This window comes from Kribbella sp. NBC_00889 (assembly GCF_045207705.1).
In the GTDB taxonomy this organism is placed as follows: domain Bacteria; phylum Actinomycetota; class Actinomycetes; order Propionibacteriales; family Kribbellaceae; genus Kribbella.
Window position 1 is genome coordinate 3741662 of sequence record NZ_CP108783.1, and the last position, 14387, is coordinate 3756048.

General features: G+C 67.5%; 16 protein-coding genes and 1 riboswitch. Of the genes, 3 read left to right on the plus strand and 13 right to left on the minus strand.

The genetic code is table 11. From position 1 onward, the window contains the following. Nucleotides 1–119: 119 nt before the first annotated feature. Together OG817_RS18230 and OG817_RS18235 are read right to left on the minus strand one after the other, a co-directional pair. Nucleotides 120–1106, minus strand: a complete 987-nt coding sequence (locus OG817_RS18230; RefSeq protein ID WP_406056168.1) for an FAD-dependent oxidoreductase — start codon at nucleotides 1104–1106, stop codon at nucleotides 120–122. Then, nucleotides 1103–2497 carry a transcriptional regulator gene (locus OG817_RS18235; protein ID WP_406056170.1) on the minus strand — a complete coding sequence of 465 codons (1395 nt, stop codon included), beginning with the start codon at nucleotides 2495–2497 and terminating at the stop codon, nucleotides 1103–1105. Before OG817_RS18235 ends, OG817_RS18230 begins: the two co-directional genes overlap by 4 nt. A gap of 377 nt (nucleotides 2498–2874) precedes the next feature. Between OG817_RS18235 and OG817_RS18240 the strand changes: the two genes are divergently transcribed. The 3 genes from OG817_RS18240 (at nucleotide 2875) to OG817_RS18250 (ending at nucleotide 4493) form a co-directional block, all read left to right on the plus strand. Next, entirely contained in the window at nucleotides 2875–3351 is a 477-nt protein-coding gene (locus tag OG817_RS18240; RefSeq protein ID WP_406056172.1) for a hypothetical protein, read from the plus strand. Nucleotides 3352–3839: 488 nt separating this feature from the next. Next, a complete protein-coding gene (locus OG817_RS18245; protein WP_360439827.1) occupies nucleotides 3840–4049 on the plus strand; it encodes a hypothetical protein in 210 nt (69 codons plus the stop codon). Between the two features lie 21 nt (nucleotides 4050–4070). Continuing rightward, nucleotides 4071–4493, plus strand: coding sequence for a hypothetical protein (locus OG817_RS18250; RefSeq protein ID WP_396389826.1), 423 nt, complete (start codon nucleotides 4071–4073; stop codon nucleotides 4491–4493). 154 nt (nucleotides 4494–4647) lie between these two features. Here the strand turns inward: OG817_RS18250 and gcvP are convergent, their stop codons facing one another. The 11 genes from gcvP to OG817_RS18305 all read right to left on the minus strand — a co-directional run bounded on the left by gcvP (nucleotide 4648) and on the right by OG817_RS18305 (nucleotide 14327). After that, a complete protein-coding gene (gene gcvP / locus OG817_RS18255; protein ID WP_406056175.1) occupies nucleotides 4648–7494 on the minus strand; it encodes an aminomethyl-transferring glycine dehydrogenase in 2847 nt (948 codons plus the stop codon). Nucleotides 7495–7571: 77 nt separating this feature from the next. Then, nucleotides 7572–7661, minus strand: a riboswitch (glycine riboswitch). A 15-nt stretch (nucleotides 7662–7676) separates the two neighbouring features. Continuing rightward, the gene (locus OG817_RS18260; protein WP_406056177.1) at nucleotides 7677–8570 is read right to left on the minus strand and encodes a dihydrodipicolinate synthase family protein; all 894 of its coding nucleotides are present in this window, start codon (nucleotides 8568–8570) and stop codon (nucleotides 7677–7679) included. Nucleotides 8571–8586: 16 nt separating this feature from the next. Beyond that, nucleotides 8587–9201 carry a MerR family transcriptional regulator gene (locus OG817_RS18265; protein WP_396389823.1) on the minus strand — a complete coding sequence of 205 codons (615 nt, stop codon included), beginning with the start codon at nucleotides 9199–9201 and terminating at the stop codon, nucleotides 8587–8589. A 193-nt stretch (nucleotides 9202–9394) separates the two neighbouring features. Beyond that, on the minus strand, nucleotides 9395–9889 hold the full coding sequence (locus OG817_RS18270) for a bifunctional nuclease family protein (protein ID WP_396389822.1): 495 nt from the start codon (nucleotides 9887–9889) through the stop codon (nucleotides 9395–9397). A 63-nt stretch (nucleotides 9890–9952) separates the two neighbouring features. Then, nucleotides 9953–10636 (minus strand): MerR family transcriptional regulator, encoded by a 684-nt coding sequence (locus OG817_RS18275; protein WP_406056179.1) that lies wholly within the window; start codon nucleotides 10634–10636, stop codon nucleotides 9953–9955. After that, nucleotides 10623–11156, minus strand: coding sequence for an FHA domain-containing protein (locus OG817_RS18280; protein WP_396389820.1), 534 nt, complete (start codon nucleotides 11154–11156; stop codon nucleotides 10623–10625). The genes OG817_RS18275 and OG817_RS18280 overlap by 14 nt, the downstream gene beginning before the upstream one ends. Nucleotides 11157–11301: 145 nt before the next feature. Then, nucleotides 11302–11685, minus strand: a complete 384-nt coding sequence (gcvH, locus tag OG817_RS18285) for a glycine cleavage system protein GcvH (RefSeq protein ID WP_396389819.1) — start codon at nucleotides 11683–11685, stop codon at nucleotides 11302–11304. Between the two features lie 25 nt (nucleotides 11686–11710). Then, entirely contained in the window at nucleotides 11711–12544 is an 834-nt protein-coding gene (locus OG817_RS18290) for a DUF881 domain-containing protein (protein ID WP_396389817.1), read from the minus strand. A gap of 1 nt (nucleotide 12545) precedes the next feature. Beyond that, on the minus strand, nucleotides 12546–12878 hold the full coding sequence (locus tag OG817_RS18295; RefSeq protein ID WP_131352136.1) for a small basic family protein: 333 nt from the start codon (nucleotides 12876–12878) through the stop codon (nucleotides 12546–12548). Continuing rightward, nucleotides 12875–13726 carry a DUF881 domain-containing protein gene (locus OG817_RS18300; RefSeq protein ID WP_406056182.1) on the minus strand — a complete coding sequence of 284 codons (852 nt, stop codon included), beginning with the start codon at nucleotides 13724–13726 and terminating at the stop codon, nucleotides 12875–12877. Before OG817_RS18300 ends, OG817_RS18295 begins: the two co-directional genes overlap by 4 nt. A 4-nt stretch (nucleotides 13727–13730) precedes the next feature. Next, nucleotides 13731–14327 (minus strand): CDP-alcohol phosphatidyltransferase family protein, encoded by a 597-nt coding sequence (locus OG817_RS18305; protein WP_396389815.1) that lies wholly within the window; start codon nucleotides 14325–14327, stop codon nucleotides 13731–13733. Nucleotides 14328–14387: the final 60 nt, after the last annotated feature.

Genomic DNA, 14387 nt, shown 5'->3' on the forward strand with positions numbered 1-14387 from the left:
ACAGATCAGCGCGCGTGTCACCAGGCATTCGCAGCCCGGGAGCCGGTAGAACGGGTCCTGGCGACAGACTCATCGACATCCCGTCATATTAAGTGCAACCCCACGCTCGGCCTGGGGTGCTACGCCGGACGACCATCATCTGTGGCTCGAGCGACGTTGGCGAGAAGCGAGGCGACCTCCTGCGCGCACCCCCAGCTGAGACTCACGCCGGCGCCGCCGTGCCCATAGTTGTGGATAATCAGGCGTCCGACCGCTGATCGCTCGGCTTCGACACGGATCGCAGCTCTGGTCGGGCGTAGGCCGACTCGATGCTCGATGATCGTGGCCGCAGCGAGGCGGGGTTCGAGTCTCGCGCATCTGTCGACGATGGCAGCTGCGATTGCATCATCTGACCGGCGGTCCCAGACCTCAGGCTCGGCGGTTCCGCCAAGTACGACATGATCGCGGTGCGGGTAGATGGCGAGCAGGTCCACCGGATCTTCGGTGTCGGCTTCGAGGAATTCCGTCAGACCGGGATTCGTGGCCACGACGTGGTAGCCACGGATCGGAAAAAGGTCCGAGTCGGGAACGAGCCGCCTGGCGCCGATACCCGAACAGTTCACGATTACGGCGTGCGGATCCGCGCTTGCCTGGTTCAGCGCTGTCAACCGCTGGATGGTCACCGTCCCACCTGCAGCTCGCAGTCTGGCCAGTAGGTAGTCCAGGTGAACGGGCATGTCAACCAGCGGCGCGCTGTACCGGAAGCCGTGGCGGTAGCCAGGCGGAAGGGCCCCTGACGCGCACGGCGTCCGGTCAGGCAGCAGGCCGGCCCAGTCAGGTGGCGCGTAGCTCGTTCGGGACACCTCGATGCCAGTTGCTATCCGGACGCCTGAATTCGGGTGTTCGGCGAGTTCGCGCAGGATCTTCAGAGTGTGGGCGGCCCAAGGAAGGACGCGCTCACGCGGCTCGACCAGCCAGGGTCCCCAAAGTGCACCGGCCACGGCCGAGGTGGTCGCCCGTGGTGGCTCGGCCGCGACTACATCCACTCGGTGACCTGTCTCAGCAAGCCCGACAGCGGTGGTCAGCCCAATCACACCAGCACCCACGACGACAACATGCTGGATCATGACGCCGACGTCCTAGCGAGACAAGCTTCGAGCGAAGGCAGAAAGTCCCTGACGTACTCGTTGCGCTTGGATCGCCGCAGCCGCGCCGCGAGCCTGCCGAGGACCTCGATACTCCGACCGGAGCGAACTGTCGCGGTCCGCGCCACGGCTGTCCGTCCAAGAGCGCAGGCCTCCTCCAGGTTGCCCCGGCCGGCGGCCGCGGTAGCCAGCCAGGCCCCCTGGAAGAGCGCGCGGCGTTGCGCAGGTGTGGTGAGCGGACTGTCGTAAGCGCCGTCGCGGAGGAGCTTCTCACCCTCGCGCAGCAGAGCACGGCCCGTTGATACGTTGCCGCTGTCGGCGGCGAGCATCCCGGCGTGCGTCAGCGCGTAGCCGGCCTGCGTATCGAGGTGGCTCGGGGTCAGGAAGTACATCCAGGCAGGATCCTCGGCCCGGTCAGCTTCAGCAAGCACATCAAGAGCGCTCTTGTGGGCTTGTTCGAACGCGGGCATGTCACCCGCGATGGCATATCCGTAGGCGAGGCGGGTGTGGACTGATGCCTGAACGCTCGCCGGGGCGCGCCGCGCTATCTTGGTTGCAGATTCGCCCAGTGCCACCGCATCTGACGACTGCTCGCGGGTAGCGGCCTGGAAAGCCAGATCGGCCACGATGTGAGCGGCCATCGTCTTGTACCCGCACTCGTGAGCAGCCCGAAGGGCAGTGAGGAAGTAGCGCTGCGCCGGGCCGTGAAGGCCGGCGTCGAAGGCCATCCAACCAGCCAACTGGCCGATCTCGCTGAGTGCGGAAAGCAGGCGAGTCTCGATCGAACGTGGCTGTCCACCTTGGCGCACCAGCAATGCGACGGAGCGGAACTGTGCGCCCACGTACTCGAGATGACCACCACCTCCGCTGGCGTCGTCCAACCGTTGGAGCAACGGGATTGTCTGCTCGATCTGCTCAATCAGCGGACTATCTGTGGCGGCACGGGCGAACTCGTGTGCAGCCTTCCCTGCCCCCAAGTAGTCGCCTGGAATCGATGTAAGGCCAGCGCCGGAAATCGCCAGAAAGGTTCGTCTGTCCAACAACCCTGTCACCACCCAGTCGTCGATAGCCCTGAGAGTGCCAGCTCGAGTCCAAGGCTGGCGCATACCCGCGTCTGCTGCGATCACCAACGGCGAGTCCACTGCGCGCCTTTGCCAGAGCTCATTGACCGTCACCAATCGGCCAAGCTCGGAGGACAAGAGATGCGCTACGAGAGCGGGCAGAGGCGGCCGAGGCACGCCGCCCGAGTCTCGCCAGTGGTAGGGCGCTGTCTCCGCGACCGTTCCCGCGCCGAAATCTCGGTTGAGACGGCGCGCCAACATACGAGGTGACCAGCTCAGCTGCCGCAGAAGCTCGTCCAGAACCTCGTTCACAAGCGCACCATCTCCCCAACCTCGCCTTGCACATTCTCGCAGAAGTTGACGCTTTTGACGCGGCTAATACCTCTCCGTAACCGTCGCTCTGACGGAGTCTAGGACCCATCGGCCGGAGCGCCTGGCATGGCGCAGACCCCGCGAGCGGCAGAGCCCAGGGCATGCCGTTGGAGAAGGAAGGACGAACTGTGACGGCAGCCTTGTTCATCGCCCGGTGTATCACCACAGGTCTGACGATTCCGATGGCGAGCGAGTGCTGCGAGAGCTCGGTGGCGGGGACCAGTGACGACCAGGGCCTGACTGCGAAGTGTCCAGCTGGGCTTCATCCAGGTCGAAGAGATCGAGTCCCCGGAGGCACTTCACGCCTGCTGGCCGCCGTGAGCGGTGACGACCAGCCGATGATCGTCGCGTCCGCCATCGATCATTTCGAGGTCGGGTGCGGACGCAGCGGGACTTGCCGAACGTCTGGAATCGAACGGTCTCGCGAGCGTCGTCGGCAGACGACCTCACGGTTCGAACGGCTCCAGGAGGGGTCAGAGATGTCGGCTCTCGGATTCATGTCGATGCTCTTCGTGAGAAACACCGGCGAGCTCTTGGCAACACACCGAAGGCTGATCGCTTGTGCCTCTGCCAGCGGATATCGGCTTGGAAAGGTGTATGTCCAGAGCCCCGGCCCGCCGGATGCGGTGTTCGACCTCCTGGGTTCGCTACTGGAGTCCGATGGTCTACCGCTCGTTGTACCGACCTTGCACCACTTGGCAGTTCTCGGCAATCCACTGGAGATACGCGATCACCTCCTGCGCAGCGACCATCAGGTGCTGATCGCCATCGATCCGGCGGAGCGGACGTGCTGAGAGGGGCACCTCTGTCTCCTCGCGTCCCCTGCGCTCCGCCTCCGTTCCGCCGTTCCATTGGGAGCAGCTCGCCGACGACCTCACCAACTGGTGAGCCGATTCCCTTCCGAAGCTCCACCCATACCAGATCGGAGAACGCGACGATGTCCGCCATTCAGCAGCTCAAACAGAAGCTGCACCAGGTCCACGTCGCCGCCAACCTCATCCCAGGGACCTCCGCTGGCCGCCAGAACAACCAGGTCGCGAGACAGTTTGTGCAGGCTGGCGCGCCGGCACACGCGCTGGCGCTCGTAGCGATGGTTGTACCTACAGTCAAAGCCTGCGCAGCCGACACTCCTCGGCCCGGCTCAGGCTCGACAACGATCCATTCCTGTTCGCCGAACTACACCGACGAGAACAAGCTGGGACGGTTGTCGATCCAGCAGAAGGGCCCGGGAACGTCTATTCAATGGGGAACGTACCCGAAGCTGCCCGCTGATCGATACGTGGTGAGCATCCACGTGGGCTCGAAGAAGGTCGACGGCAAGAGGCAGAGCTACCCGCCGCACGGCTCGCTGCCCGCCAGGACGTGGGACAAGTCGAAGAATCGGTACATCCGGACGTACAACCCGGGCCAGATCTTCAAGATCACTGGTACGTCGTACAACACCAAGGGTGCGGTCGTGCAGACGTTCTTCATCAAGTGCAAACTGGTGTGACTAGACGACCTGGGAGCTGTCATGGACATCTGGACCGAGAGCGAGACAGGGGCCGCGTGCGCCTTCGTCGCTGATCGGCTGAATGCCGACTTTGCCGGGACCGGACTGCAGAAGGTTGAGATCCGGGCTGACCGCGCCTGGACCGGAACGCCTGATGACAACCTCATCGTGACCGCCGGCGGACATGAGTTCCCACTCGACGTCGGGAGGGGCGGCGTGGAGCAGGCATGCGCCTTCGCCGCATTCCAACTACAAGACGACGCGATGGGCGAGCTGAACCGGCCCTGGCCCGAGCTGGTCAGTTCGACCGGAGAGTCGATAGGCATCCTCACGGCTCCCGCCGAGGTTCATGGCATCGCAGTATGGGAGCTGGTCGGCAACCCCTTCTGCGCCGTTGGACACCTGCACCGAGCGGTCGAATCCGCCGGGTGGCGGATCAAGTAGCCGACGTGCCGAGCAAACGGGCAGTGATGCGCTCTCACTGGCAGGTAATGTCGCCGATAGCGCACTACAGCCCGCCAGCAGGCAGAGATCGCGCTATCGATGCCCTCGGCAACCAACTGGTGTCCACGGATTCAGGTCTAGCCCCGGCCGTCATTTACTCAAAGGCCTCCGGGGCGGGGCAGGAGCAGATGAGGTTGCGGTCGCCGTAGGCGCCGTCGATGCGTCGGACCGGCGGCCAGTACTTCGAGGTGCGGTCGACCGAGCGCGGGAACGCCGCCTCCTCGCGGGTGTAGGCGTGGTCCCACTTGTCGTTGATCACCGACTCGGCGGTGTGCGGCGAGTTCACCAGCGGGTTGTCACCGGCCGGCCACTCCCCCGCCGCGACGCGGTCGATCTCGTGCCGGATCGCGATCATCGCGTCGCAGAACCGGTCGAGTTCGCCGAGGTCCTCGGACTCGGTGGGCTCCACCATCAACGTGCCCGCGACCGGGAACGACATGGTCGGTGCGTGGAAGCCGTAGTCGATCAGCCGCTTCGCGACGTCGTCGACGCTGATCCCGGTCTCCTTGGTCATCGGCCGCAGATCCAGGATGCACTCGTGCGCGACCAGGCCGTTCTCGCCGGTGTACAGCACCGGGAAGGCACCCTCGAGCCGCTTCGCCACGTAGTTCGCCGTCAGTACGGCGGCCTTGGTCGCGGCGGTCAGACCCTCGGCACCCATCATCCGGATGTAGGCCCACGAAATCGCCAGTACGCCGGCCGAACCGAACGGCGCCGCGCTGATCGGGCCGACACCGGACTCCGGCCCGGCCTCGTGCAGCAGCGGGTGGTTCGGCAGGTACGGCGCCAGGTGCGCGGCCACGGCCACCGGGCCGACGCCCGGACCACCACCGCCGTGCGGGATGCAGAACGTCTTGTGCAGGTTCAGGTGGCTGACGTCGCCGCCGAACTCACCGGGCTTCGCCAGGCCGAGGAGCGCGTTCAGGTTCGCGCCGTCGACGTACACCTGGCCGCCGTGGTCGTGGACGATCTGGCAGACCTCGCGAACGCTCTCCTCGTAGACCCCGTGTGTCGAGGGGTACGTGATCATGATGGCCGCAAGCTTCGACGCATGCTCCGACGCCTTCGCCCGCAGGTCGGACAAGTCGATCGTGCCGTCGGCGTTGCCCTTGACAACGACCACCTTCATGCCGGCCATCACCGCGGAGGCGGCGTTGGTGCCGTGCGCACTGGCCGGGATCAGGCAGACGTTGCGGTCCTGATCGCCCTGCGCCCGGTGGTACCCGCGGATCGCGAGCAGACCGGCCAGCTCACCCTGGGAGCCCGCGTTCGGCTGGATCGAGACCTTCGCGTAGCCGGTGACCTCGGCCAGCCAGCGCTCCAACTGGCCGATCAGCTTCACGTACCCGGCCGCGTCCTCGATCGGCGCGAACGGGTGCAGATCGGCGAACTCCGGCCAGGTGACCGGCTCCATCTCGGTGGTCGCGTTCAGCTTCATCGTGCACGAGCCGAGCGGGATCATGCCGCGGTCGAGCGCGTAGTCGTAGTCGGACAGCTTGCGCATGTACCGCAGCATCGCCGTCTCGGACCGGTGCGTGTTGAACACCGGGTGCGTCAGGTACTCCGTCGTACGGCGAACCGCCTCGGGCAGACCCGCCGCCTCGACGGAACCGTCGTACCGGACGCCGAAGGACACGCAGACCCGGGTCAGCGCGGCGACATCGGTCTTCTCGTCGCAGGAGATGCCGACGTGGTCCGCGTCGACGAGGCGTAGCCAGATCCCGTTCTGCCGGGCGGCGTCGACGACATCGGCGGCCCGACCGGGGACGCGCGCGAGCACGGTGTCGAAGAAGGCGCCGTGGACAACCTCCACACCACCGGCGCGCAGCGACGCGGCCAGCCTGCCCGCGTACTCGTGGACACGGTCGGCGATCGCCTTCAGGCCGTCCGGCCCGTGGTAGACGGCGTACATCGACGCGACCACGGCGAGCAGGACCTGCGCCGTACAGATGTTGGAGGTCGCCTTCTCGCGGCGGATGTGCTGTTCGCGGGTCTGCAGCGCCAGCCGGTACGCCGGTGCGCCGTCAGCGTCCACGGAGACACCGACCAAGCGACCGGGCAACGACCGCTCGAGACCGGCCCGGACGGACATGAAGCCAGCGTGCGGGCCGCCGTAGAACAGCGGTACGCCGAAGCGCTGGGACGAGCCGATCACGATGTCGGCGCCGGCTTCACCCGGTGCCTCCAGCAACGTCAGCGCGAGCAGGTCCGAGGCGACCGCGACCAGGGTCTCGCGCTCGTGCGCGGCGGAGATCAGCGGCTTCAGGTCGCGGACCACACCGCCGGCACCCGGATACTGCACCAGGAAACCGAAGAATTCGCCGTCCGGCAGACCGTCGGTGGTGTCCGCGACGACCACCTCGATACCGAGCGCCTCGGCGCGGGTCCGCACGACGGCGATGGTCTGGTCGAAGCAGTCGGCGTCGACCAGGAAGCGGTCGGACTTGCTCTTCTTGTTCGACCGGTGTGCCAGCGTCATCGCCTCGGCGGCCGCGGTCCCCTCGTCCAGCAGCGACGCGTTCGCGGTCGGCAGGCCGGTCAGGTCGGACACGACGGTCTGGAAGTTCAGCAGCGCCTCGAGCCGGCCCTGGGAGATCTCCGGCTGGTACGGCGTGTACGCGGTGTACCAGGCCGGGTTCTCGACCAGTCGGCGGACGATCACCGACGGGGTGAAGGTGCCGTAGTACCCCTGGCCGATCATCGAGGTGGCCACGGTGTTGCGGGCGGCGAGCTGGCGGAGCTCGGTCAGCGCGTCGACCTCGGAGGCCGGTTCGGGCAGCCGGAGCGCCTCGGTGGACCGGATCGACTCCGGTACGGCGGCGTCCACGAGCGCGTCGACGTCGTCGTACCCGAGCAGCTGCACCATCCGGGCGACCTCGTCCGGCCGTGGTCCGATGTGCCGGTCGGCGAACGCCGCAGAGATCTGGGGTGAGTTGTTCATCAAGAGGCTCCGTTGCTGACAGTGCTTCCGGTCGCCTCCCCCTCTGTCACGCCGAGCAATGCACGCTCCAGAGTCGCCTGTGACACTCGGTCCATGGGCCTGAGAGGTTCCGGGGAGGAATTGCCCCTTCGGCGCCCGATCGCACGGGTCTCTCCCGAGTGCTGTGAACGGCTGCCCCGAGGCTACCAGGAATCCGCGAAGAGTTCGGGCAGCAGCCGCCGTGCGTCCGGACGAGCGGCCTCGACCTGCCCCCGGGTCGCCGACACCATCGGCCACCGAACCCGCGTACCGACGTCCGCCCAGTCCCCCACCGCGGCCAGGAACTTGTCCAGTGCCGGGTTCGACAACCCCGCCTTCTGCAGCGGTACGACGTGCTGCCCGAAGAACTCGCCGATCCGGCGTTCGACGTCCACATCGCGGGCGTGCTCCACCGAGCCGTTGGGCGAGAGCGCCGCGACGTTCGAGTAGCTGCCATGCGCACCGAGTAACGACATGCTCGCGAGGAAGTGCCCTGGCACGAAGATGGACAGGCCGGACTTCAGCGCCTGCTCGAACCATGCCTTGTCCCCACCGGCGGTCTTCAGACCGATCAGACTCGGCACGGCGGCGGCCAGCGACGTCAGCAGTTCTGGACGCACCGGGGTCTTCGCATGCGGTGGGTTGTAGAGGACGAGCGGCACGTCACCGGCGGTGTCCGCGACGCGCCGGAGGAAGTCGAGCGCCTCCCGGTCGTTCAAGGGCAGCCAGTCGGGCAGGATCACCTGGATCGCACCAGGTGCCAGCGCCGCGGCTCGACGTACGCGATCCAACTGCAGCTGGGCGGACGGGTGGCTCGCGCCGAGCTGGAACGGCTTGCCCGCTCCCGCGAGCACCTCGTTGATCCGGTCGAACTCGTCCTCGGTCAGCGTTTGGAACTCGCCCGCCGTGCCGTGCGCATACAAGCCGTCCAACTGACTGGCGCCCAGCACATCTACTTGAGCCTGCAGACGCGCGAAGTCGATGGAGTCGTCGGCGTTGAGGGGCAACAACAAAGTGGCCCACACACCGCGCAGCGAATCGGCGGTGAGTGGGCGCACAGGATGAAGGAAGGTCTCAGCCGGTCATGCGGGCGCGGCGGCGAGCCGCGAGTTCATCATTCGCGTGCTGATCGCCGTCCTCATGACCGTCGGCCCGCTCGGTGGGCAGCTCGGACAGCGAGCCCTCGACCTCGCGCCAGACACCGCCGAGGGCGATGCCGAACACCCCCTGGCCGCCGGCCAGCAGATCGATCACCTCGTCCGGCGAGGTGCACATGTAGACCGAGGCGCCGTCGCTCATCAGCGTGATCTGGGTCAGGTCGTCGATGCCGCGCTTGCTCAGGTGGGCGATCGCGGTCCGGATCTGCTGCAGCGAGATCCCGGCGTCCAGCAGCCGCTTGATCACCTTCAGCAACAGGACATCACGGAAACCGTACAACCGCTGAGTCCCGGAACCGGTCGCCGGGCGCACGGACGGGGAGACCAGGCCGGTGCGGGCCCAGTAGTCGAGCTGACGGTAGGTGATCCCGGCCGCATGGCACGCCGTCGGTCCGCGGAACCCGACATCCTCCGGCATCGGCCGCAGGTCGTCGTCGAAGAGCAGGCCCTGGACGCCGGCGGCAGCGACCGCCTCGGCGCGTGCTTCGGACGTCGACTGCGCCGTCAGATCCGTGTCGCCGGTGCGTGTCACGCCTGAGCCTCCCTGGGTACCGACTGGAACGGGTCACTTCCGTGGAGTGACAACACCCCACAACTCCTTCAAGGTAAGCCGCCGACCAGGGAGGGTCAACGACAACCGCACCGAGCCGTGAGCGTGTCGCGGTTGCCGCTCGAATCGTTACCTACCTGGTCTTGTACCACGCGGGTCAAAACCAGCCCGGTCCTCAGCTCTTGTCGAAGTCCTCCGGAGTCACCTGGTCGAGGAACTCACGGAACCGCTCGACCTCCTCTTCTTCCTCCACCTCGTCGGTGTTGTTCGTCTCACTGTCCGGAACCGGGATACCCGCCTCGGCCAGAATCTCCTCGGTGCAGAACACCGGTGTCCCGGTGCGCAGCGCCAGCGCGATCGAGTCCGACGGCCGGGCCGAGATCTCGGTCTTGTCGTCGAACACCAGGATCGCCTCGAACACGCCGTCGGTCAGATTCACGATCCGGACCTGACTGAGCGTGTGCCCGAGCACTCGCAGGGTCTCGGCGAACAGATCGTGCGTCAACGGCCGCGGCGGCTCCATGCCCTGCTGGGCGAAGGCGATCGCGCTGGCCTCGGCCGCGCCGATCCAGATCGGCAGGTACCGCTCTCCGCCGACCTCCCGGAGCAGCACAATCGGCTGACTCGAGGGCATCTCAACCCGGACTCCGACCACGTCGACTTCGCGCACACCTTCAGCCTACTCCGCGGGGCAGCCCCGGGCAGTCCCCGGCGGGTGCCGTGGCCGGTGGGCTCAGTGTGGTAGGCGGGAGCGGACCAGGGCAGCATGCAACCGGACCGCCAGCGCCGCGAGCTCGCCGGTCTGTTCGGTACGGCGTGGCCCGGTGACCTGCTCGATCAGGCCGGCCTCGCGGTCGGCCGCCGTACGGAACAGGCGCAGGTGCCGTGGCTCGATCCCGTAGCCGGCCAGTTCACCGGCCAGCTTGGCGACCAGGATCGCGTCGCCGTCGTAGTGGTTGCCGCGGGCCACCACCAGCCCGTGGCTCTCGACCTGGTCGAGCAACTCGGCGGAAATGCCCGCGGCGGCTCGCAACTCGTCCCGGGTCAGCTTGAGCTCGATGCCCGCGGCACCGAAATCTTCCGCGACCGGCAGACCGGGCGTCTCCGGCAACGAACCCGGCGCGACCGGAGGACCACCGGCCGCCGGGCGCAGGCCGCGGTCGATCGCGCCGAGATGTTCCTTGATCACCTTCAGTGGCAGGTACTGGTCGCGTTGCGCGGTCAGCACATAGCGCAGCCGCTCGACATCGGCCGAGCTGAACTTCCGGTAGCCCGAGGCGGTCCGGGCCGGCGTCACCAGGCCCTCGGCCTCGAGGAACCGGATCTTCGAGATGGTGACGTCGGTGAACTCGGCCCGCAGGAGCTGCAGCACCTCCCCGATGCCGCGGCCTTCGGCGGACGATTCAGGCTTGGCCACTGGCGTAGTACACCAAGCGGTACTTGCCGATCTGGACCTCGTCGCCGTTGGTCAGCAGGACCTCGTCGATCCGGTCACGGTTCACGTAGGTCCCGTTCAGGCTGCCCACGTCGCGCACCTTGACGCCGTACGGGTCCCGGCGGAACTCCGCGTGCCGGCGGGACACGGTCACGTCGTCGAGGAAGATGTCGCTGTCCGGGTGCCGGCCGGCGGTGACCACGTCGACGTCGAGCAGGAACCGGCTGCCGGCGTTCGGACCGCGCTGGACGATCAGCAGGGCAGAGCCGGCCGGCAGTGCGCCGACCGCCGCCTCGTCCTCCAGCGACAGCGGCTCGCCGGCCCGCTCGGGCTCCGGCTCGGCGCCGATCGGGGTCAGCATCGCTGTGTCGGTGACACCGGGGGTCGGCGGCGTCGCCGGGGCTGCCGCCGGGCGATCCGCGCCAGGAAGCATCGCTCCGCACTGCGAACAGAACCGGCTGCCCTCGGAGTTCTCGTGCCCGCACTGGTTGCAGAACGGCATGCTGTGATCCTCCCGATCGCCGACGGTCCGGCGACGTTTTCGTAGACCCCGTGTGAACAAGTGTGGACGCAGATTCGCGGACCTCAACCCTCGACCAGCGGTTGAGGTCCGGCCAACCTATCAGGAGCCGGCAAGCCGGCTCCTGTCAACTCCGGTCGAGCTGACCCAGGTAGGTCTCGGCGTCCATCAGCGCCTCGACCTCGGCGGTGTCCTCGACGTCGATGTCGAGGAGCCAGCCCTCGCCGTACGGGTCGCTGTTGACGAGGTCCGGCTGGTCGGCGAGCGACTCGTTGACCGCGGTCACCGTGCCGTTCACCGGGGCGAACAAGTCGCTCACGCTCTTGGTCGACTCCAGCTCGCCACAGGCGTCACCGGCCCGTACGGCGCTGCCCACCTCGGGCAGCTGGACGTAGACGATGTCACCAAGCGCGTCCTGCGCGAAGTCGGTGATGCCGACCCGCACCGGGGCGTCGCCGCCGGCCTTCACCCATTCGTGCTCGGCCGTGTACTTCAGGTCTTCGGGATACACCTTCGTTCCTCTTTCGCTCGAACAGCTACTTGGTCGGGCTGGGCGCCGGGCGAGCGTAGCGATGCTCCTCCGCGGCGTGCAAGGCGGTGATCTGGACCTGCGGAACCTCGGTCACCTCGGCTGTTCCGCCGACCTGCGGACCGGTCACCTCACTGACCAGGCCGCCGGGGAAGTTGGCCGCCTCGGCCAGATTGTGCGACTCCCCGATCGCCTCGATCACGTACGGCGAGTTCAGCTTCTGGCCGTCGATCCGGATCCCCGGGGCGTCGTCGACGAAGTCCGTACTCGCGACCACCCGGGCGGCGCCGTTGATCTGGATCGCCTCGGCGCCGGCGTCGCGCAGTTCCTCGATCGCGTCCAGCAGGTTGCTCGACGTCATCTTGGCCTCGGGGTCGTTCAGCGTGATGCGGACTCCCGGGCCCTGGGCGGGCAGTGTGCCGGCCAGGATGCCGAGCGTGCGGACCTGGGCCTCGGCCTGCTCGCGGGCGGTCTGGGCCTTGTCCGCACTCGAGGACAGCGAATTCTTCCGCTCTTCCAGCTCGGCGATCTCGCTCTCCAGCCGGCGGGTGTTCTGCCCCAGGCCGTCCAGGATCGCGATCAGGTCCTCACGGCGCGCGTTCTGGTACCCGTCGTCGGCGCGGTTGACCCGGACCTGGACGACGGCCACGCAGGCGACCAGCGCCAGTACGACGGCGACGATCGCCTGGCCGCGGGACGGCTTGAACCCGGTCCGCAGCCGGCGCAGTGCCAGGTTCGGCGTCCGGGGCTTGGGCTTGGCCTGCGGCATCGGGGTCGGCTCGTCCGGATGCGGCTGCTCGACCGGGTCCGGCTTGTTGGTCTCGGGGGTGTCGTCGCTCATGTCAGGCCCGGAAGATGTGCCGCCGGATCGCGGCCATGTTGGTGAAGATGCGGATGCCCAGGACGACGACCACGCCGGTGGACAGCTGGGAGCCGACGCCGAGCTGGTCGCCGAGGTAGACGATCAGCGCCGCGATCAGCACGTTGGACACGAACGACACGACGAACACCTTGTCGTCGAAGATCCCGTCCAGGAACGCGCGCAGCGCCCCGAACACGGCGTCGAGCGCGGCCACCACCGCGATCGGCAGGTAGGGCTGGGCCCACTCCGGGACATCGGGCGCGACCAGCAGGCCGATCACGACACCGATCACCAGTCCGAGTACGGCGATCATCTCGGTCCACCCACCTTCGCGTATCGCAGCGCGATGGTCGCATCGGCCGGCACCAGCAAGGAGTCCTCCGTCGTGATCGTCATCCGGACATCGAAGTTGCTGACCAGGTACTGCACCCACTGGCCGCCCGAGCTCTGCGAGAACCGGGCCGGCATGGTCGTGGTGTCACCGATCGCGAGCACCGTGTACGGCGGGGTGAGCGAGCTGTAGTCGACCGTGATCGCACTCCCGGCGCCGCGGATCGCGGTCATCGAGGTCAGCCGGTGACCATTCACCGAGATCGCCTCCGCGCCCGCGGTCCACAGCCCGTTGACCAGCTGCTGCAGGTCGACGTCGAGCAGCCGGCCCTCTTTGTCGGCGTCCTTCGCGTCGTCGATGACCGCCTTGATCCCCGGCCCGGTGGCCGCGATCGCGCCGGTCTGCAGCTCGACGGCGTCCAGCTGCTGCTGCAGCACCGCGCCCGAGCTCGTGTTGCTCAGTCCACTCGCCTGCAACCGGCGTACCTCGTCGGCCAGCTGCGACTGCCGGGTGCGCAGGCCGTTCAGCTGGGTGTCGGCCTGGTTGATCCGGGTGATCAGCTCTCTGCGCTGCTTCTCCGCCTCGGGCGCGCTGCGGTAGTTCTGCGAGGCCGCGACCGCGAGGAGGAACCCGAGGACGAGCAGAGCCACCACCAGCATCACGCGGTGCCGGGTCTTCGCCGGGCGGCCGTCCTGTTTCGGGCGGGTCCGGGCCGCCACGGCGTACCCCTCGTCGAGCGGGTGGGCCATGAGGTTGTTCAGCAGCGACATCGACGCGTCGACGCGCCGCGGCTTGGGTGGGCCCTCTTTCGGTGGCGCTGACTGGGTCACGGCTCTACCCGGCCGGGTCGTTGATCGGTTTCACCGTCTGGACGAGGTGGCGGAGCTGGGCGAAGTACAGGACACCGGCCCAGTAGTACAGCCCGGTCCCCCAGATCGCGAACGCCCAGCCGAACACCCTGGCGAGCAGGTTGAGGGTGCTGTCGCCGTCACCGAGCAGGAGCAGCGGGAACGCGTACAGCAGGCAGAACGTGGCCGACTTGCCGAGGAAGTGCACCGGCAGCGCGTTGAAGCCGCGGCGGTGCAGCGCCGGCAGGGTGAAGGTGAGCAGCAGGTCCCGCAGCGGCAGCGCGATCGCCAGCCACCACGGGATGATGTCGCGCAGCGCCAGGCCGATCACGGTGGCGAAGATGTAGAGCCGGTCCGCGACCGGGTCGAGCATCTGCCCGAGCCGGGTCGTCTGGTTCATCCGCCGGGCGATCTGGCCGTCGGCCCAGTCGGTGAACCCGGACACGGCCAGCACCAGCAGCGCCCAGCCGTCCTCCTGCGGCCCGAGGATCAGCCACAGGAACAGCGGCACTCCCAGCAACCGGAGGAAGCTGAGCGCGTTCGGGATCGTGAGTACCCGATCGGACACTTCCACATCCGGCACGCGACCCCTCCCTCTCACCCTGGATACCGGTCGTAACTGTACTTGGGCGGCCGGACAGGT

Bases quoted from the DNA above. Each gene is read 5' to 3' on its own strand.
- OG817_RS18230 (WP_406056168.1), bottom strand. From the start codon at position 1,106: ATGATCCAGCATGTTGTCGTCGTGGGTGCTGGTGTGATTGGGCTGACC.
- OG817_RS18295 (WP_131352136.1), bottom strand. From the start codon at position 12,878: ATGATCGCCGTACTCGGACTGGTGATCGGTGTCGTGATCGGCCTGCTG.
- OG817_RS18290 (WP_396389817.1), bottom strand. From the start codon at position 12,544: ATGAGCGACGACACCCCCGAGACCAACAAGCCGGACCCGGTCGAGCAG.
- OG817_RS18280 (WP_396389820.1), bottom strand. From the start codon at position 11,156: ATGCCGTTCTGCAACCAGTGCGGGCACGAGAACTCCGAGGGCAGCCGG.
- gcvP (WP_406056175.1), bottom strand. From the start codon at position 7,494: ATGAACAACTCACCCCAGATCTCTGCGGCGTTCGCCGACCGGCACATC.
- OG817_RS18250 (WP_396389826.1), top strand. From the start codon at position 4,071: ATGGACATCTGGACCGAGAGCGAGACAGGGGCCGCGTGCGCCTTCGTC.